This is a genomic window from Streptococcus sp. 20925_1_24 (assembly GCF_041432335.1).
Taxonomy (GTDB): Bacteria; Bacillota; Bacilli; order Lactobacillales; family Streptococcaceae; genus Streptococcus; species Streptococcus mitis_BM.
The window spans coordinates 53,807-70,834 of the sequence record NZ_JAPVZM010000013.1; the positions used below are offsets into that span (position 1 = coordinate 53,807).

The 17,028-nt window shown below is 39.8% G+C and carries 19 protein-coding genes; 4 read left to right on the forward strand and 15 right to left on the reverse strand.

Annotated elements, in window-relative coordinates:
• Positions 1-128 precede the first annotated feature (128 nt).
• The 14 genes from ftsX to O3650_RS07645 all read right to left on the reverse strand — a co-directional run bounded on the left by ftsX (position 129) and on the right by O3650_RS07645 (position 11,665).
• On the reverse strand, positions 129-1,055 hold the full coding sequence (gene ftsX, locus O3650_RS07580) for a permease-like cell division protein FtsX (protein WP_000625545.1): 927 nt from the start codon (positions 1,053-1,055) through the stop codon (positions 129-131).
• Entirely contained in the window at positions 1,048-1,740 is a 693-nt protein-coding gene (gene ftsE, locus O3650_RS07585; RefSeq protein WP_033685219.1) for a cell division ATP-binding protein FtsE, read from the reverse strand. The genes ftsX and ftsE overlap by 8 nt, the downstream gene beginning before the upstream one ends.
• A gap of 17 nt (positions 1,741-1,757) precedes the next feature.
• A protein-coding gene (gene prfB, locus O3650_RS07590) for a peptide chain release factor 2 (RefSeq protein WP_101784613.1) occupies positions 1,758-2,853 on the reverse strand; the annotation gives its coding sequence in 2 pieces (ribosomal slippage) (positions 1,758-2,780 and positions 2,782-2,853; 1,095 coding nt in all).
• Between the two features lie 107 nt (positions 2,854-2,960).
• Positions 2,961-3,617: a CBS domain-containing protein gene (locus O3650_RS07595; RefSeq protein ID WP_000268660.1), complete on the reverse strand. Its 657-nt coding sequence runs from the start codon at positions 3,615-3,617 to the stop codon at positions 2,961-2,963.
• Between the two features lie 359 nt (positions 3,618-3,976).
• A complete protein-coding gene (locus O3650_RS07600) occupies positions 3,977-4,687 on the reverse strand; it encodes an ABC transporter ATP-binding protein (RefSeq protein WP_000062200.1) in 711 nt (236 codons plus the stop codon).
• A complete protein-coding gene (locus tag O3650_RS07605; protein ID WP_001185997.1) occupies positions 4,687-5,451 on the reverse strand; it encodes an ABC transporter ATP-binding protein in 765 nt (254 codons plus the stop codon). Before O3650_RS07605 ends, O3650_RS07600 begins: the two co-directional genes overlap by 1 nt.
• Positions 5,451-6,407: a branched-chain amino acid ABC transporter permease gene (locus O3650_RS07610; protein ID WP_004256818.1), complete on the reverse strand. Its 957-nt coding sequence runs from the start codon at positions 6,405-6,407 to the stop codon at positions 5,451-5,453. Before O3650_RS07610 ends, O3650_RS07605 begins: the two co-directional genes overlap by 1 nt.
• Before the next feature lie 3 nt (positions 6,408-6,410).
• Positions 6,411-7,280 (reverse strand): branched-chain amino acid ABC transporter permease, encoded by an 870-nt coding sequence (locus tag O3650_RS07615; protein ID WP_000941427.1) that lies wholly within the window; start codon positions 7,278-7,280, stop codon positions 6,411-6,413.
• A gap of 268 nt (positions 7,281-7,548) precedes the next feature.
• Entirely contained in the window at positions 7,549-8,709 is a 1,161-nt protein-coding gene (locus O3650_RS07620) for an ABC transporter substrate-binding protein (RefSeq protein WP_000726113.1), read from the reverse strand.
• A 66-nt stretch (positions 8,710-8,775) separates the two neighbouring features.
• Positions 8,776-9,063 (reverse strand): YlbG family protein, encoded by a 288-nt coding sequence (locus tag O3650_RS07625; protein WP_050234905.1) that lies wholly within the window; start codon positions 9,061-9,063, stop codon positions 8,776-8,778.
• A gap of 78 nt (positions 9,064-9,141) precedes the next feature.
• Positions 9,142-9,732, reverse strand: a complete 591-nt coding sequence (clpP, locus tag O3650_RS07630; protein WP_000613475.1) for an ATP-dependent Clp protease proteolytic subunit ClpP — start codon at positions 9,730-9,732, stop codon at positions 9,142-9,144.
• A 171-nt stretch (positions 9,733-9,903) separates the two neighbouring features.
• Positions 9,904-10,533 carry a uracil phosphoribosyltransferase gene (gene upp, locus O3650_RS07635; RefSeq protein ID WP_000515974.1) on the reverse strand — a complete coding sequence of 210 codons (630 nt, stop codon included), beginning with the start codon at positions 10,531-10,533 and terminating at the stop codon, positions 9,904-9,906.
• 88 nt (positions 10,534-10,621) lie between these two features.
• The gene (locus O3650_RS07640) at positions 10,622-11,089 is read right to left on the reverse strand and encodes a cytidine/deoxycytidylate deaminase family protein (RefSeq protein WP_000136973.1); all 468 of its coding nucleotides are present in this window, start codon (positions 11,087-11,089) and stop codon (positions 10,622-10,624) included.
• Between the two features lie 18 nt (positions 11,090-11,107).
• On the reverse strand, positions 11,108-11,665 hold the full coding sequence (locus O3650_RS07645) for a TetR/AcrR family transcriptional regulator (protein WP_371491837.1): 558 nt from the start codon (positions 11,663-11,665) through the stop codon (positions 11,108-11,110).
• A 124-nt stretch (positions 11,666-11,789) separates the two neighbouring features.
• Between O3650_RS07645 and O3650_RS07650 the strand changes: the two genes are divergently transcribed.
• From O3650_RS07650 to O3650_RS07660, 3 genes are read left to right on the forward strand one after another with little or no spacing between them, the layout of a single operon-like run.
• Positions 11,790-12,635 carry a DegV family protein gene (locus tag O3650_RS07650; protein ID WP_371491838.1) on the forward strand — a complete coding sequence of 282 codons (846 nt, stop codon included), beginning with the start codon at positions 11,790-11,792 and terminating at the stop codon, positions 12,633-12,635.
• 57 nt (positions 12,636-12,692) lie between these two features.
• Positions 12,693-13,865 carry an NAD(P)/FAD-dependent oxidoreductase gene (locus tag O3650_RS07655; RefSeq protein ID WP_023947244.1) on the forward strand — a complete coding sequence of 391 codons (1,173 nt, stop codon included), beginning with the start codon at positions 12,693-12,695 and terminating at the stop codon, positions 13,863-13,865.
• 48 nt (positions 13,866-13,913) lie between these two features.
• Positions 13,914-14,435, forward strand: a complete 522-nt coding sequence (locus O3650_RS07660; RefSeq protein WP_020903482.1) for a DUF1697 domain-containing protein — start codon at positions 13,914-13,916, stop codon at positions 14,433-14,435.
• 41 nt (positions 14,436-14,476) lie between these two features.
• Here O3650_RS07660 and O3650_RS07665 read toward each other — a convergent pair whose 3' ends face one another.
• A complete protein-coding gene (locus O3650_RS07665; RefSeq protein WP_203175353.1) occupies positions 14,477-15,217 on the reverse strand; it encodes a MerR family transcriptional regulator in 741 nt (246 codons plus the stop codon).
• A 340-nt stretch (positions 15,218-15,557) separates the two neighbouring features.
• Between O3650_RS07665 and O3650_RS07670 the strand changes: the two genes are divergently transcribed.
• Complete coding sequence (locus O3650_RS07670) at positions 15,558-16,898, forward strand: sodium-dependent transporter (RefSeq protein ID WP_371491840.1); 1,341 nt, start codon at positions 15,558-15,560, stop codon at positions 16,896-16,898.
• Positions 16,899-17,028 lie beyond the last annotated feature (130 nt).

Below are 17,028 nucleotides of genomic sequence, written 5' to 3' on the forward strand. Positions count from 1 at the left end.
TTTCTATAATTCAATTATACCACTTTAATTTTTTTTGTAAAGGCTTTTATAAAAAAAAAGTAGACTTTTTTCTAAAATTTTTGTAGTAAAAAAGGAGATATTAAAATCTCCTCAAATATACTTCTATTTTAGATTTTCAGGAATCGGCGCATTGAAATTCCTGATCCGATTGAACCGATAAAAATTCCAATCACAAATAATAAGGCAATCATCAGTGGACTGAATACTTCTGGTGATATCATTGAAAGGTTCTGACCAACCAATGACTTATTAACAGATTGGTAAACCATTTTATAGACAATAAATACCAGAACTGATGGAAGTGTTGCTCCAAGCAAACCAATGAAGGCACCTTCAAGCAAGAAAGGTCCGCGGATATAGCCATTCTTAGCACCTACTAAACGCATGATTTGAATTTCACGGCTTCGTGAAATAATGGTGATACGTATAGTATTAGAAATCAAGAACACCGCAATGAAAATCAATAATCCAGCGATAACTAGTCCCCAAACACGAATAAATGAGGCTAACTTAAACAAGCGTTCTGTATTAGCACCACCATCTTGAACTTCTGATACACCTTCGATTTTTTTAGCCTCTTCTGCTACTGTCTTTACATCACTTGGTGTATTTGTATCAACGATATATGCATCATAGAGAGGATTGGCATCGCCTTCAAAGATTTTCCAGTTGTCCCCCATTGTTTCTGTCAACTTTTCATATTGTTCTTCTTTACTTGAAAACGTAACACTTTTAACGGTTGACATACCTTTCAAAGCATCATATACCTTATGGTAGTCGTTATTTGTAACAGTTTGACCTTCTTTTTCAATGGTCTCACTATTATCAGCTACGTCCTTACGAATGTATACCATTACTCGGACATTATTTTCGATATCTGTAGCTAGTTTAGCCGTATTAAAGATAACAGATGCAAATATTGCAACCAAGGTCAAAGTAATCATAACTGAACTAACAGCAGCTACTGTCATCCAGCCATTTCGTTTCAAACTTTTTAACGATTCAAATAAATGACGAAAAAATCTACTAATCATCGTATCCATATTCTCCTTTAGCTTCGTCACGAACGACACGGCCATTTTCAATGGCAATGACACGGTGGCGCAAGGTATTTACAATCTGACTGTTGTGGGTAGCCATCAAGACAGTTGTACCTTGGAGATTGATGCGTTCCAGCAAGTTCATAATTTCCCATGAATTATCTGGGTCCAAGTTTCCTGTTGGTTCGTCCGCAATCAATACTTTTGGATTGTTTACAATGGCACGTGCAATTGCAATCCGTTGCTGTTCTCCCCCTGAAAGTTCATTTGGGAAAGAACGAACCTTATGCTTCAATCCAACCAAGTCTAAGACTTCCATAACACGTTTTTTGATATTACGGCGACTTTCTCCAATTACCTCCATTGCATAAGCAATATTTTCATAAACGGTTTTCTTTGGTAACAGTTTATAATCTTGGAAGACAACCCCAACACTACGACGTAGGAGAGGAACATCTTTCTTTTTAATTTTAACCAGATTAAAACCAGCAACAGATAAGCTTCCTTTTTCGATTTTTACTTCTCGGTACAAAGAACGAATAAAGGTTGATTTCCCAGCTCCTGACGGACCTACGATATAGGCAAATTCCCCGGGTTCAACAGTGACTGAGACACCTCGCAAAGCTGTCGTTCCGTTATCATACTTTTTGACAACATCTCTCATTTCAATGATTGACATATGAGCTCCTTTCTATCTTAGCTGATTCTCCACTTGAGATAGGCATCAATAAAACCATCTAGGTCTCCATCCATAACCTTATCTACTTGTGCAACTTCAAAGCTAGTTCGGTGATCTTTTACCATAGTATATGGCGTAAAAACATATGAACGGATTTGGCTTCCCCATGTGATTTCCTTTTTCTCACCCTTGAGGGAATCAACTTCCGCTGCTTTCTTTTCTTGCTCCATTTGATAGAGCTTAGCCTGCAACATCTTCATGGCACGATCTCTATTTCCATACTGGGTACGATCGACCGTTGACTGGACAACAGTCCCAGTTGGAATGTGTGTTAAACGTACACCTGTTGAAACCTTATTGACGTTTTGTCCACCAGCACCACCTGAACGGAAGGTGTCCATCTTGATATCATCTTCACGGATTTCCACTTCAATGGTATCATCCAACTCTGGCATCACTTCTACAGATGTGAAAGAGGTATGGCGACGTTTAGCAGAGTCAAATGGTGAAATTCGCACCAAACGGTGTACCCCCATTTCTGACTTGAGAAGACCATAGGCATTAGGTCCTTCAAATGATAAGGTTACTGACTTGATACCAGCTTCATCTCCTGCTTGGTAATCCAATACTTCCACTTTAAAGCCTTTAGCATTTCCATAGCGAGTGTACATACGAAGCAACATATCACCCCAGTCCTGAGCCTCAGTACCACCGGATCCTGGATGGATTTCCAAGATGGCATTATTATGGTCATAAGGTTCTGACAAGAGCAAGGTCATCTCGTAACTGGTCATCATCTTATCAAGTTCTGACAACTGTTCAACCAATTCTTCATGTACCGACTCATCTTCAGCTAAAAAGTCTAATAAAATTTCAACTTCATCCTGCAACTCTTCCATCTTATGGAAAGTATTGTAAGTGTTTTTTAATTCATTTAATTCTTGCGACGTTTTTTGGGCCGCGATATTATCGTTCCAAAAATCAGGTTCTGTCATCTTGTTTTCCAAGATAGCAATCTCTTCCTCTAAACCTTCGAGGTCAAAGAGACCCCCTGAAAGAAGCTAATTTTTCACGATTTGCGTCAATTTTCTGACGAATTACTGAAATGTCCATAAATACTCCTTTTTTACATTATTTCATTATAGCATATTTTATCATTTCTTTCCATCTTTTGCTCTACTCCTCTTTTCATGAAAAAAGAAGCCTTTCGGCTTCCCTTTTTACAAGACTTTTGCTGAAGTACGAGTAATCTCTTCTACTTGAATATTCTCTGATTCAAATTTTTCTTTCAAGGCTGGTAAATCAATTGAGCCATCGATTTGAACTTCGATAATCACCTTACCATCTTTACGCGGAATATTGACTGTATGAGAGATATTCAAATTTTCTTCTGCAATCAAAGAAACAATCTTTCCGAGGACACCAACTTCATCTTCTGTAACAAAACGCACACGAATTCCTTCTTCACCATAACCAGCAATTTCAAGAAAGGCTTGGAAAACATCACGGTCCGTAATAACTCCGTATACTTGATGATTATCAACGACAGGAAGAATACCAATCTTGTTTTTCAACATCAGATAAGTTGCATCCTCTAGACTCGCATAGCCTGAAACAGTGACAACATCGCGAATCATGACATCTTTTACTTTTGTCTTATTTAGAAGATAATTCATCTCATAGATAGAAAGACTGGTTGCTTTTGATGGACTAGCTTGGGCAATGGTTCCCTCAGTTACCAAACCAACTAATTGATCATTTTCGATAACAGGCAATCGGTGCAACCCTTGCTCTCTCATCAAATCTGCTGCATGAGATACTGTTGTATCTGGACTAATATAAACTACCTTGCGGGTCATAAAATCTTTAACTGCCATGAGACTTCTCCTTTTCTATTCTTATCCCTATTATACAATCTTTTTGTAAATCTATCAAACGCTTACATTTCTTTTTCAAAATTCAGAAAAGTATGAATAAGCTAGCAAAAAGAGCTCTAAAATCGAGCTCTGTGAATGAAGGTAAGATACGTTTCATTCCATTTTTTTCAATTATTAGAAATTAACCTTTTAATGTAGATAAAGATTGCTTTACAATCTATATCTGTCAACTAAAAAGATCCCCTGGACTATAATGATGATTACTTCGTAATCCTCATCCACCGACTAAAACAATCCAGTGGATTTGATAATTGCTTCGCAATCTTCATCCGCCGACTAAAAAGGTCCCCCGGACCTTTTTAGCCACCTAGATATGCTTTTCTGACTTCTTCTGATGAAGCGAGTTCTTTTCCTGTTCCTGATAGAACGATTTTCCCTGTTTCCAATACATAGCCTCGGTCAGAGATTGCGAGTGCTTTATTGGCATTTTGTTCAATCAAGAGGACGGTTGTTCCTTGTTTCTGGATGTCTTGAATGATATCAAAAATCTCTTGGATAAAGATTGGGGCAAGTCCCATTGATGGTTCATCTAAAAGAAGAAGTTTTGGTGTTGACATGAGGGCGCGTCCCATGGCAAGCATTTGCTGTTCTCCCCCTGAAAGAGTAGCTGCATCTTGGTTCTTCCGTTCTTCAAGACGAGGAAAGCGTGAGAAAACTTTCTTCAAGTTGGCTTGATTTTCTTCACGATTTTTCTTTAAGAAAGCTCCCATTTCAAGATTTTCCATAACAGTTAAGCCAGGAAAGACGTGGCGTCCTTCTGGAACTTGTGAAAGACCACCTGCCACGATTTTTTGAGCTGGCATTTTTTGGATTTCTTGACCTAAAAATTCAATCTTTCCTGAACTCGGTCTAACCAAACCAGACAAGGTACGGAGAATGGTTGTCTTACCTGCACCATTGGCACCGATAAGGGAAACAACCTCTCCTTCATTTACTTCAAAGCTTACATCACGGACTGCTTGGATCATACCGTAATGCACAGAAAGATTATCAACTTTTAACATAGACATTAGGCTTCACCTCCTAGATAAGCTTCGATAACGCGTTTATTGGTCTTAATTTCGTCTGGAGTTCCCTGAGCAATCAAACGACCATATTCAAGTACGTAGATACGTTCTGTCACTTCCATGACCAGATTCATATCGTGTTCAATCAGCATGATCGTAATCTTAAATTCATCTTTGATACGACGAATTAACTCAGTCAATTCGGCTGTTTCCTGTGGGTTCATACCTGCTGCTGGTTCATCTAAAAAGAGAATTTTAGGTTCCGTAGCGAGAGCACGAACAATTTCCAAACGACGTTGTTGTCCGTAGGCAAGATTTTTAGCAAGAGTTTCTGCATCACCATCTAAATCAAAGATTTTCAACAATTCCAAAGCCTTAGCCTTTAATTCTTTTTCACTCTTGTAAAAAGCTGGTAAGCGTAAGAAACTAGCAAAAACATGTTGTTTGTGATGGTTGCCAAAAGCAATCAAAACATTGTCCAAAACTGTTAAATCTTTAAAGAGACGGATATTTTGGAATGTACGTCCAAGTCCCAAAGAAGCAATCTTATAAGGTGACTTTCCATTCAAAAGGTGACCATCTAGTGTTACTGTTCCCTCACTTGGTTCATAAACACCTGTCAAGAGATTGAAAAGGGTGGTTTTACCAGCTCCATTTGGACCGATTAGTCCAACCAATTCCCCTTCGTTCAATTCAAGAGTCACATCTCCAACAGCTGTTAGACCGCCAAAATGTTTGGTTAACTGTTTTACTTCAAGTAATGCCATTAGTTTTGTTCCTCCTTCTTAGATTTTTTAAAGAAACGTGATAGGCTCAATTCCCATGTCCCAAGTAGTCCACCTGGTCTGAAAATCATTACCAATACCAAGGCCAAAGCATAAATAATCATACGCACACTAGCAACATCTTGGAGAAGCATATTCAAAATTCCAAGAACAATAGCTGAAACAATAGCACCTGTAATGGAACCAAGTCCACCAAAGACAACAATGATCAAAACGTTGATTGAGTTGATGAAAGTGTAATCTTTCGGTACAACTGAACCGATAAATCCTGCCTGAAGTGACCCTGCAATACTTGCAGTAATAGCACCAAAGACGAAGGCGATGATTTTAATCTTAGTCGTATTAACCCCAACTGACTCAGCAGCGATTTCATCCTCACGAACAGAGAGAGTTGAACGACCAATTGGACTACGCAAAAAGTTCAAGGTTGCAATGGTTGTAATCACGACAAAGAAGTAAACCATTTGCCAGGTTGTAAAGTTAGGAATTCCCAAGATACCTGCTGCACCATTTGTAAGGCTTCCACCATTGATGATAAAGATACGGATAATTTCAGAAACACCGAGAGTTGCTACCGCAAGGTAATCCCCCTTCAAGCGTAAGGTTGGAATTCCGACAAGCAAGGCAACTGCTCCTGAAAGCAAAGCACCTAACAGCATGGCTCCAAAGAAGGCACCGTAGGTTGGTGATTTAGAACCAATAATAGCAGCGGCATAGGCACCAATCGCCATGAAACCAGCATGACCAAGTGAAAATTGGCCTGAAAAACCAACGATTAAGTTGAGACCAACAGCCAGAATAATATTAATTCCGATTTGTTGTAAAATCTGTACATAGAATAGGTTGAGTACTCCGACTGAAACCAGTACACTAATCAAGCCATAGCCAGCTAACAAAAGGAGTAACCATAGAATATTAACTTTTAAATTTTCTTTCATCGTTTACACCTTCTCTTTCACATTTTTACCAAGGATACCAGCTGGACGGACAATCAAGATCAACAACAAGATTCCATAAACAATGGCATCACGGAAGTCTGACATTCCAAAGGCTGTCGCAAATGTTTCTAATAGACCAATTACAAAACCACCAAGAGCCGCACCAGGAATGATTCCGATACCACCAAGTACAGCAGCAACGAAAGATTTAAGACCTGGAGTCACTCCCATTAAAGGCTCAAGAGAGTTATAATAGAGGGCAATCAGAACACCAGCCGCACCCGCAAGAGCTGAACCCAAAGCGAAGGTAAAGCTGATAGTACGGTTTACATTGATCCCCATCAATTGTGCCGCATCGCTATCTACTGATACTGCACGCATGGCTTTCCCCATCTTGGTCTTTTGAACAATGACTTGTAACAAAATCATCAAAATCAAGGAAATGGCCAAGATCATTAACTGCACGTTTGTTAGGCTAACTGGTCCCAAATCATAGCGAACTGTTTGAATCGCTTGAGGGAAAGCACGAGTATTAGCACCAACCAGATAGACCATCCCATATTCCAATAGGAAAGAAACCCCAATAGCTGTAATCAAAACAGCAATACGAGTAGAGTGGCGCAAAGGTCGGTAAGCAAGGAACTCAATCACGACACCAAGAATGGCTGTCGCTAACATAGCTACAATAAGCGCTACAAAGAAATTCATTTGGAAAGAATTAATCAAGAAATAACCGATAAAGGCTCCCATCATATAAATATCACCGTGGGCGAAGTTGATGAGCTTGATAATTCCATAAACCATGGTATACCCTAGGGCTAACAGCGCGTATACACTACCTAGAATCAAACCATTTACTAGTTGTTGGAGCATAAGATTCACTCTTTCTATTTATAATTCCGAGGGTTTCCCCTCACTTTTTGATAGGTTCTTATACTCAATGAAAATCAAAGAGCAAACTAGGAAACTAGCCGCAGGTTGCTCAAAGCACTGCTTTGAGGTTGTAGATAAGACTGACGAAGTCAGTCACATATATAATCCAAAGCGACGTTGAGGCGGTTTGAATTTGATTTTCGAAGAGTACTAAACATCGAAACAGGGAGTGAGTCCGAGGCTCATTCCCTATTTCAACATTTTTCTATTATGGTTTTACAACTTCTGCTGCTTCAACCTTACCATTATTCATGGTCATCATGTAAGCAGTTTTGACTGTGTTGTGGTCTGCATCGAAGCTTGTTTGACCAGTTACACCTTCAAAATCTTTTGTTTTAGCAAGATTATCCTTGATTTCACCTGAGTTTTTAGCGCCTTTTGCTGCGTTTGCTACAAGGTGAACTGAATCATAGGCCAAGGCTGCAAATGTTGAAGGCTCTTCATTGTACTTAGCACGGTAAGCGTCAAGGAAGGCTTTTGCTTTAGCTGAAACTTCTACAGTAGTTGAGAAGCCCGAGATAAAGTAGATGTTTGATGCTTTTTCAGCAGTTGCTTGTTGTACAAACTCTTCACCGTTGAATCCATCACCACCAACGATTGGTTTGTCAATTCCCATACCACGCGCTTGGTTTACAATTTTACCAGCTTCAGTGTAGTAACCAGGAACAACGATCGCATCAAAGTCTTTCCCTTTCATTTTTGTAAGGGCTGCTTGGAAGTCTGTGTCACCCGCTACGAAAGTTTCATCTGCAACGATTTCACCTTTGTAAGTTTCACGGAAGGCTTTGGCAATACCTTTAGCATAGTCGCTGGCATTGTCAGTGTAAAGAACAACTTTCTTAGCTTGCAATTTATCAGAAACATAGTTTGAGATAATTTTTCCTTGGAAGCTATCTTGGAAAGTTCCGATAAAGAGGTAATCTTGACCTTTAGTCAATCCATCTTGAGTCGCACTTGGCGAAATCAATGGAACACCTGCTTTTGTAGCGTTAGCTACCGCAGCTGCAGTTGCACCAGATGTCGCAGGTCCTACGATTGCTGATACTTTAGATTGTGTTACAAGGTTAGTTGTTACTGAAGCAGCCTCTGCTGTTTCAGACTTGTTATCTTTATCAACTACTTCGATTTGTTTTCCATCGATACCACCTGCTGCATTGATTTCATCAACAGCAAGTTGGGCACCTTTTTGTTCAGATGTCCCGTAGGCTGCTACGGCACCAGTTTCTTCAAAGTTAAATCCGATTTTGATTGTCTTCTCATCTACTGAGTTACCAGCAGCATTTGACGCTCCAGACTTCACTTCTCCACAGGCCGCAAGAAGTGCTACACTTGCAAGAGCCACAAACGATAGGGCAAATTTTTTCTTCATCTTTTTTGTCTCCTTATTTCTTAAATAAATAGCATGTTAAGAATATACCGAATTATCAGAAAATTGTCAACACTTTTCTTGAACTTTTTCGATGATAACGTTTTCCTCTCGATAAAGATTGCCAACAAAGGGTGTTTCCAGCTCTTGGATATGACAAACTCTGACTTTTTTTATAAACTTTTCCTTGCCCAAGCGCCCGACCAATTGCTCCACTTCTTGAGTTGGAACATAGAGTTGTAAGTAACGATGTTTCTTGGAATGATAGGTAATATCTCCATAATCCTGCAGTTTTTTGGCATCACGATTATAGTAAAGATAGATAATCAATCCAGATCGATTGACTTTTTCAAACATGATAAATCCTCTTTCTAAGAAATCTCCCTCTATTATACCAAAAAAAGCAAACTCAGTCGAGTTTGCCTTCTTTCATCATTAGTTCAATGAATTGTTAGCCATGATTTCATCAATAAAGCCATATTCAAGTGTTTCTTGGGCACTCATCCAGTTATCTCTCTCTGCATCTGCGTGAACTTTTTCGATTGACTGACCTGAATTTTCAGCCAAGATTTTTTCCAAAGTGTTACGAGTTTTAAGCAAGTGTTCTGCAGCAATCGCCATATCGGTTTGTTGAGTACCACCACCTGTACCACCCATTGGTTGGTGGATCATGTATTCAGCATTTGGAAGCATGAAACGTTTTCCTTTTGCTCCACTTGATGCAATGACCGTCCCCATAGATGCGGCCATTCCCATAACAATGGTTTGGACATCTGCCTTGATAAAGTTCATGGTATCAACGATTGCCAAACCAGCTGAAACGGAACCCCCAGGTGTGTTTACATAAAGGTAAATATCTTTTGTGCTGTCTTGGGCATCCAAGAAAAGCAATTGGGCAATAACAGAGTTAGCCATATTGTCTTCAACTGGACCTGTCAGCATAATGATGCGGTCTTTGAGAAGACGTGAATAAATATCGTAAGAACGTTCTCCACGGCTTGTTTGTTCAATAACTACAGGAATCATTTATTTCTCCTTTTGAGTTTTATTTTGTTGGTCAAATGACTGAAGATAAGACTATTATAATATCTTGGTCAAAAAAGGTCAAATTTTTGCTCTGTTTTCATTAGACAGAAACAAAAATTCAACCTCCTTTCACGACTGGAAATCCTTTTCCAAGTCAATCTCTTTTTAATTTTATTTTGTACCGAACAAGCGGTCCCCAGCATCTCCAAGACCTGGAACGATATAACCGTGTTCGTTCAAGCGTTCATCCAAGGCTGCTGTAAAGATTTCTACATCTGGATGAGCTTCTTGAAGGGCTTTAACACCTTCTGGAGCAGATACAAGGCAGACAAATTTGATATTTGATGCGCCACGTTTTTTAAGAGAATCAACAGCCAAGATTGCTGAACCACCTGTTGCCAACATTGGGTCTACCACAAAAATTTGACGTTGGTCAATATCTTCAGGCAATTTCACCAAGTACTCAACTGGTTGAAGTGTTTCTTCATCACGGTACATACCGATATGACCAACTTTAGCAGCTGGAACCAAGCTCAAGAGCCCATCAACCATCCCGATACCTGCACGCAAGATTGGAACGATGGCCAATTTCTTACCTGCCAATTGTTTTTGAACTGTTTTTGTGATTGGTGTTTCGATTTCCACATCTTCTAGTGGAAGATCACGAAGTACTTCATACCCCATCAACATTGCAATCTCATCTACTAGCTCACGAAAAGCTTTTGTAGAAGTATCTGTACGACGCAAGATTGACAATTTGTGTTGAATCAGTGGATGATTAATAACTTCAATTTTTCCCATTTTTGGAATTCCTTCTTTCAATTTATTCTTCTTATTATACCAAAAAACGGTTTAAAAATCTTTCTAAACCATTTATTTTTGATAATTTTTACATTAGATCTGCCTCTTTAAGAGCGGCCTGTACTGTCTCAAGTGGTAAATGGGTCAATTCTGTCCCTTTTTCTTGATAAAGGTATTGGGCATAATCGTCCATTCGGTACTGGTTGATATAAACCACGCGCTTACAGCCGACCTGGAGCAATTGTTTGGTACAATTCAGACAAGGGAAATGCGTCACATAGGCCGTAAAACCTTTAGGAACACCACGTTCTGCACCTTGAAGGATAGCATTGACCTCAGCGTGAAGGGTACGAACACAGTGGCCTTCAATGACCAGACATTCGTGATCAATACAATGCTCGGTTCCTGACACCGAACCATTGTAACCAGTGGAAATTACCTTATTATCCTTTACCAAAATTGCGCCCACTTTGGCACGTTTACAAGTGGAACGATTGGCAATTAGTAGGGCTTGGGCTGCAAAGTACTCATCCCAGGCTAGTCTTTTTTCAGTCATCTCTTTTCTCCTTTTTCTCTATTTTTTAAAAAATGGTAACCGTAAATCCGCAATCTTTTCAGCAGGTACTTTCATACCATCCTTGATCCATTTTAGTAAGACTGAGACGATGGCAGAGCTCCAGAAGGAATGAAGATAAGAGCTGACACCTTTTGATTTTCCATGGTATTTTTCTAGAAATTCCTGCATGGCCTGGACAAAGATTTTTTCCAAATGGTAATCTACGGCCAATTGAATCACTCTGGCTTCTTTTCTGGCCTCCCGGAAAAGGTGAACCCAGACCAGATAAAGGTCTGTCTTTAGATCGTAATGATGCAGCTGTTCCATAATATTGTGGACACTCCGTTTAAAGACGCTCTCTAAAATTTCCTCTTTGGAATCATAATTGCGATAAAAGGCCGCACGCGAAACGCCTGCACGTTTGACCAATTCAGAAATACTAATCTTGGTCAAGTCCTTTTTTTCCAAGAGTTGTAAGAGGGCTGTTTCAAGGGCTTCTCTGGTTAATAAATTGGATTCTTGGTTTGATTTTCTGAGATTTTCAAGAGATTTTTCAGAGATTCTACGTTCAGACATAACATTTTCTTTCTACTTGTCACAACAGACGGATGAGGCTTTTGTTTCAAGGGCTTTCATGATATAATTGTAAAAAAAGACAGAACCTTTGTCAATGTATAACTGACAAAGATGGAGAATTTCTATGACTTGGAAGATTATTGCTGACTCTGGTTGTGATTATCGTCAGCTGGAGACACCAGCAATTGATACAACCTTTGTGAGTGTCCCCTTAACCATTCAAGTAGCTGATCAGGTCTTTGTTGATGATGCTAGTCTTAACATTGATAAAATGATGGAAACCATGTATGCAACCGCAGAAGCTTCAAAATCAGCTTGTCCAAGCCCAGATGATTATTTACGAGCATTTGAAGGAGCCAAAAACATTTTCCTAGTAACCATCACTGGTACTCTTTCTGGAAGCCACAATAGTGCTCAACTAGCAAAAAATATTTATCTGGAAGAACATCCTGATACTAAAATTCATATAATTGATAGTTTGTCTGCTGGTGGGGAAGTTGACTTGCTCGTAGAAAAAGTGAATGACTTGATCGACCAGGGCTTATCTTTTGAAGAAGTGGTTGAAGCTATCACCGCCTATCAAGAAAAAACCAAGTTACTTTTTGTCCTAGCTAAAGTCGATAACTTGGTGAAGAACGGCCGTTTGAGCAAGCTTATCGGTACGGTCGTTGGCCTTCTCAATATCCGTATGGTCGGAGAAGCTAGTGAAACTGGAACTCTCGAATTGCTACAAAAAGCACGAGGACCAAAGAAATCAGTTCAAGCTGCCTATGATGAAATCATTAAAGCTGGATATGCTGGTGGCCGTATTGTCATGGCCCAACGTAATAACGAGAAATGTTGCCAACAGCTTTCAGACCGAATACGTGAAACCTTCCCACAGGCGGATATTAAAATTCTCCCAACATCTGGTCTCTGCAGTTTTTATGCAGAAGATGGTGGTTTGCTGATGGGGTATGAAATTGATTAATTGCATTCTTGACAAGAGGTGACTTCATCTCTTGTTTTTTTGTGGTACAATAGAGCTATGAAACATTTTGATACTATCGTCATTGGTGGAGGTCCTGCTGGTATGATGGCTACGATTTCCAGTAGCTTTTATGGACAGAAAACCCTCCTCATCGAAAAAAATCGGAAACTTGGAAAAAAATTAGCTGGTACTGGTGGGGGACGTTGCAATGTAACCAACAACGGAACTCTAGATGACCTACTAGCTGGCATCCCTGGAAATGGGCGCTTTCTCTACAGTGTCTTCTCCCAATTTGATAACCATGATATCATTAATTTTTTTACAGAAAATGGTGTTAAACTTAAGGTCGAAGACCACGGACGCGTCTTTCCTGCTAGTGACAAGTCTCGGACCATTATCGAGGCCTTGGAAAAGAAAATCACTGAACTCGGTGGTCGAGTTGCTACTCAAACGGAGATTGTTTCGGTTAAAAAGATAGACGACCAGTTTGTCCTTAAGTCCGCAGACCAAACCTTCACTTGTGAGAAACTCATTGTCACAACTGGTGGGAAATCCTATCCCTCTACTGGTTCGACTGGTTTTGGTCACGAGATTGCCCGTCATTTTAAGCATACCATTACCGATCTTGAAGCCGCTGAAAGTCCTTTGTTGACAGATTTTCCACACAAGGCCTTGCAAGGAATTTCATTGGACGATGTGACCCTAAGCTATGGTAAGCATGTCATCACTCACGATTTGCTCTTTACCCACTTTGGTTTGTCAGGCCCTGCTGCTCTGCGTATGTCCAGCTTTGTCAAGGGCGGAGAGGTTCTCTCACTGGATGTTCTACCTCAACTTTCTGAGAAAGACTTGGCTACATTTCTAGAAGAAAATCGGGAAAAATCTCTAAAAAATGCCTTAAAAACTTTACTTCCAGAACGCTTGGCAGAATTTTTTGTGCCAGGCTATCCTGACAAAGTCAAACAACTGACTGAAAAGGAACGCGAACAACTTGTCCAGTCTATCAAGGGACTTAAAATTCCTGTAACTGGTAAAATGTCCCTTGCTAAGTCCTTTGTTACCAAAGGGGGCGTCAGTCTCAAGGAAATCAATCCCAAAACTCTAGAAAGTAAGCTGGTACCTGGACTCCACTTTGCTGGCGAGGTACTGGATATCAATGCCCACACGGGTGGGTTTAACATCACTTCTGCCCTTTGTACTGGTTGGGTGGCGGGATCAAACCCAATCTAAATCTGAATTATTTAATGGCTAAATCAGCCCCAAAAGAAAGGAAGTCCTTTGGAACATATTATCTTGTTAAGGGGAGTTACTCCTAATGGAAAAAATGCTATCCCTAAAATGTCTTATCTAGTAGATATCTTAACAGAAGCCGGTTTTCAACAAGTTCGAACCTATATTCAAAGTGGGAATATCATTCTTGAAAGTGATTTAGATTTAGAAGAAATACGAGAATGTGTTCATACTCTGATAAAGGAAAAAATTGGGGCCGACTTAAAAATGGTTATCAAGAACAAAAGTGATTTTAAAAAAATTGTCCAAGAAAACCCGTTTGGAGAACACTATCTTTATGACCGTATACATGTGATTTTTTATCAAGAATCTATTCAAAGTCTCCCTTTAGAAAAATTGAAAATTGATTACGGTGAAGAAGAAATTTGTATCGGTAACCATTGTCTTTACCTCTATCTCCCTAGAACTGCAAAACGAAAAAAGCTCAGTACCAACTATCTTGAAAAGCTTTTTAATGTAGATTTGACCATGCGAAAACTAAATGTAGTAGAAAAATTATTAAGCAAGTAGTGCTTGAATTTAGTAAAAATCGGAAGAATGCTCCTCCGATTTTATTTTGTCTGAGTTTGGACATAATAGGCAATCACATCTGATGTGTACTGGGCTGTTCCAGGTCCAAATTTGTCAATGTTTTCCTTAAATTCTGGGTTGTAGACGTAGCCTTTACCGATATAACCAAATACCTCAATAGAGCAGTCAAATCCATAAGTACGGATGGCTTGCAAGAGTTTAGCGGCTTCTTCTTGATTTTCGGTTGCTGTTACAGGTAGACCAGCTTGAAGATTTTGTGACAAGGCTCGAAAGACTTGATTGAAGGCAGCCGTAGCTTCGTCTTCGTGACCTTTTTGGCGCTCCAGCGCTTGGTCCATGACTTCTTGTCCATACTTCTCTACCGCCTCTTGGTGGTATTTTTGATGGTCTTGATAGTTAAATCCTGCGAATTTCTCTTGAATGCTCATTTCTCTTTCTCCTTTTTGTTCTTGAATGGTTTTTTGCAAGGTGGAAATCAAGGTATCCAGATGTTGCCTTTCTCGAGTCAAATAGTCCAACTGTCTAGTCAAGTGAGGCAATAAATCTGATTTATCTTCCTTTAACAGCTCTGCTATTTTTTCTAAAGAAAAACCTAGATATTTGTAGTAAAGAATGACCTGAAGGCGTTCCAAATCCTCCTGACTGTAGGTTCGATAACCGTTTTCTAACTTTAAAGGAACTAAGAGTCCTATCTTGTCGTAGTGATGCAGGGTCTTGACAGAGACACCCGAAAGCTGGGCAGCTTCTTTTATATGGTACATGATTTCCTCCTTATACTCAATGAAAATCAAAGAGCAAACTAGGAAGCTAGCCGCAGGCTGTACTTGAGTACGGTAAGGCGACGCTGACGTGGTTTGAATTTGATTTTCGAAGAGTATTACATTGATAGTATAACCCCTCCCCCTAGGTCAGAGTCAAGCGTTTTTGCGAAATTTTTTACTTTATCATAACATGAAAATGGTTTTCTTGACAGACCTTAGAAAACATGATAGGATAGTCAAGTCTATCAATCAAAAGAAAGGCTCATTTTGAGTACTGATGAGGCTATTTGCCAAGGGCAGTAGCTTTTTCTTTTGTAATACTAATTTTAGGAGTTTAACTATGTCTGAAAAATCGCAATGGGGTTCTAAACTGGGCTTTATCCTAGCATCTGCTGGTTCAGCCATCGGACTTGGAGCCGTTTGGAAATTTCCTTATATGACTGCTGCTAACGGTGGAGGAGGCTTTTTACTAGTCTTTCTCATCTCCACTATTCTAATCGGTTTTCCCCTTTTGCTAGCTGAGTTTGCCCTCGGCCGAAGTGCTGGTGTCTCAGCTATCAAAACCTTTGGAAAACTAGGAAAGAATGGCAAGTACAACTTCATTGGTTGGATTGGTGCCTTTGCCCTCTTTATCCTCTTATCTTTCTACAGTGTTATTGGAGGATGGATTCTGGTTTATCTGGGTATTGAGTTTGGAAAATTGTTCCAACTTGGTGGAACGGGTGATTATGCTCAGTTATTTACTTCAATCATTTCAAATCCAGTCATTGCCCTAGGAGCTCAAGCTGCCTTTATCCTGTTGAATATCTTTATTGTATCACGTGGGGTTCAAAAAGGAATTGAAAGAGCTTCTAAGGTCATGATGCCCCTGCTCTTTATCATCTTTGTTGTCATCATTGGTCGTTCTCTCAGTTTGCCAAATGCCATGGAAGGGGTTCTTTACTTCCTCAAACCAGACTTTTCTAAGCTGACAAGTGCTGGTCTCCTCTATGCTCTGGGACAATCTTTCTTTGCCCTCTCACTAGGGGTTACAGCCATGCTAACCTATGCTTCTTACTTGAATAAGAAAACCAATCTGGTCCAGTCAGGAATTTCCATCGTAGCAATGAACATCTCTGTATCCATCATGGCAGGTTTAGCCATTTTCCCAGCCATGTCAGCTTTCAGTATCCAGTCTGAAGGGGGACCAAGCCTTCTCTTTATCGTCTTGCCTCAACTCTTTGACAAGATGCCTTTTGGAACCATTTTCTACATCCTCTTCCTCTTGCTCTTCCTCTTTGCGACAGTCACTTCTTCTGTCGTTATGCTGGAAATCAATGTAGGAAATATCACCAATCAGGACAACAGTAAGCGTGCCAAGTGGAGTGTTATTTTAGGAATTTTGACCTTTGTCTTTGGAATCCCTTCAGCCCTTTCTTACGGTGTTATGGCGGATGTTCATATCTTCGGTAAAACCTTCTTTGACGCTATGGACTTCTTGGTTTCCAATCTCCTCATGCCATTTGGAGCTCTCTGCCTTTCTCTCTTTACAGGCTACATCTTCAAAAAGGCTCTTGCTATGGAGGAATTCCATCTTGATGAAACAGCATGGAAACAGGGACTGTTCCAAGTCTGGCTCTTCCTTCTTCGCTTTATTATTCCAATCATCATCATCGTGGTCTTTATCGCCCAATTTATGTAAATACAAAAAAGGACTTGAGTAATGAACGAGTCCACTGAAAAAATAGGTCTCTTACTTTTAATGAAATGAAAACCGAGGAATCTCTCGTTAATTTGAGCGAATTCCTCGGTTATTTTGTATTTATTAAGGT

Excerpts from the sequence above, each read along its gene's own strand:
- ftsX (WP_000625545.1), bottom strand. The coding sequence starts at position 1,055 with ATGATTAGTAGATTTTTTCGTCATTTATTTGAATCGTTAAAAAGTTTG.
- ftsE (WP_033685219.1), bottom strand. The coding sequence starts at position 1,740 with ATGTCAATCATTGAAATGAGAGATGTTGTCAAAAAGTATGATAACGGA.
- O3650_RS07595 (WP_000268660.1), bottom strand. The coding sequence starts at position 3,617 with ATGGCAGTTAAAGATTTTATGACCCGCAAGGTAGTTTATATTAGTCCA.
- O3650_RS07600 (WP_000062200.1), bottom strand. The coding sequence starts at position 4,687 with ATGTCTATGTTAAAAGTTGATAATCTTTCTGTGCATTACGGTATGATC.
- O3650_RS07605 (WP_001185997.1), bottom strand. The coding sequence starts at position 5,451 with ATGGCATTACTTGAAGTAAAACAGTTAACCAAACATTTTGGCGGTCTA.
- O3650_RS07610 (WP_004256818.1), bottom strand. The coding sequence starts at position 6,407 with ATGAAAGAAAATTTAAAAGTTAATATTCTATGGTTACTCCTTTTGTTA.
- O3650_RS07615 (WP_000941427.1), bottom strand. The coding sequence starts at position 7,280 with ATGCTCCAACAACTAGTAAATGGTTTGATTCTAGGTAGTGTATACGCG.
- O3650_RS07620 (WP_000726113.1), bottom strand. The coding sequence starts at position 8,709 with ATGAAGAAAAAATTTGCCCTATCGTTTGTGGCTCTTGCAAGTGTAGCA.
- O3650_RS07625 (WP_050234905.1), bottom strand. The coding sequence starts at position 9,063 with ATGTTTGAAAAAGTCAATCGATCTGGATTGATTATCTATCTTTACTAT.
- clpP (WP_000613475.1), bottom strand. The coding sequence starts at position 9,732 with ATGATTCCTGTAGTTATTGAACAAACAAGCCGTGGAGAACGTTCTTAC.
- upp (WP_000515974.1), bottom strand. The coding sequence starts at position 10,533 with ATGGGAAAAATTGAAGTTATTAATCATCCACTGATTCAACACAAATTG.
- O3650_RS07640 (WP_000136973.1), bottom strand. The coding sequence starts at position 11,089 with ATGACTGAAAAAAGACTAGCCTGGGATGAGTACTTTGCAGCCCAAGCC.
- O3650_RS07645 (WP_371491837.1), bottom strand. The coding sequence starts at position 11,665 with ATGTCTGAACGTAGAATCTCTGAAAAATCTCTTGAAAATCTCAGAAAA.
- O3650_RS07650 (WP_371491838.1), top strand. The coding sequence starts at position 11,790 with ATGACTTGGAAGATTATTGCTGACTCTGGTTGTGATTATCGTCAGCTG.
- O3650_RS07655 (WP_023947244.1), top strand. The coding sequence starts at position 12,693 with ATGAAACATTTTGATACTATCGTCATTGGTGGAGGTCCTGCTGGTATG.
- O3650_RS07665 (WP_203175353.1), bottom strand. The coding sequence starts at position 15,217 with ATGTACCATATAAAAGAAGCTGCCCAGCTTTCGGGTGTCTCTGTCAAG.
- O3650_RS07670 (WP_371491840.1), top strand. The coding sequence starts at position 15,558 with ATGTCTGAAAAATCGCAATGGGGTTCTAAACTGGGCTTTATCCTAGCA.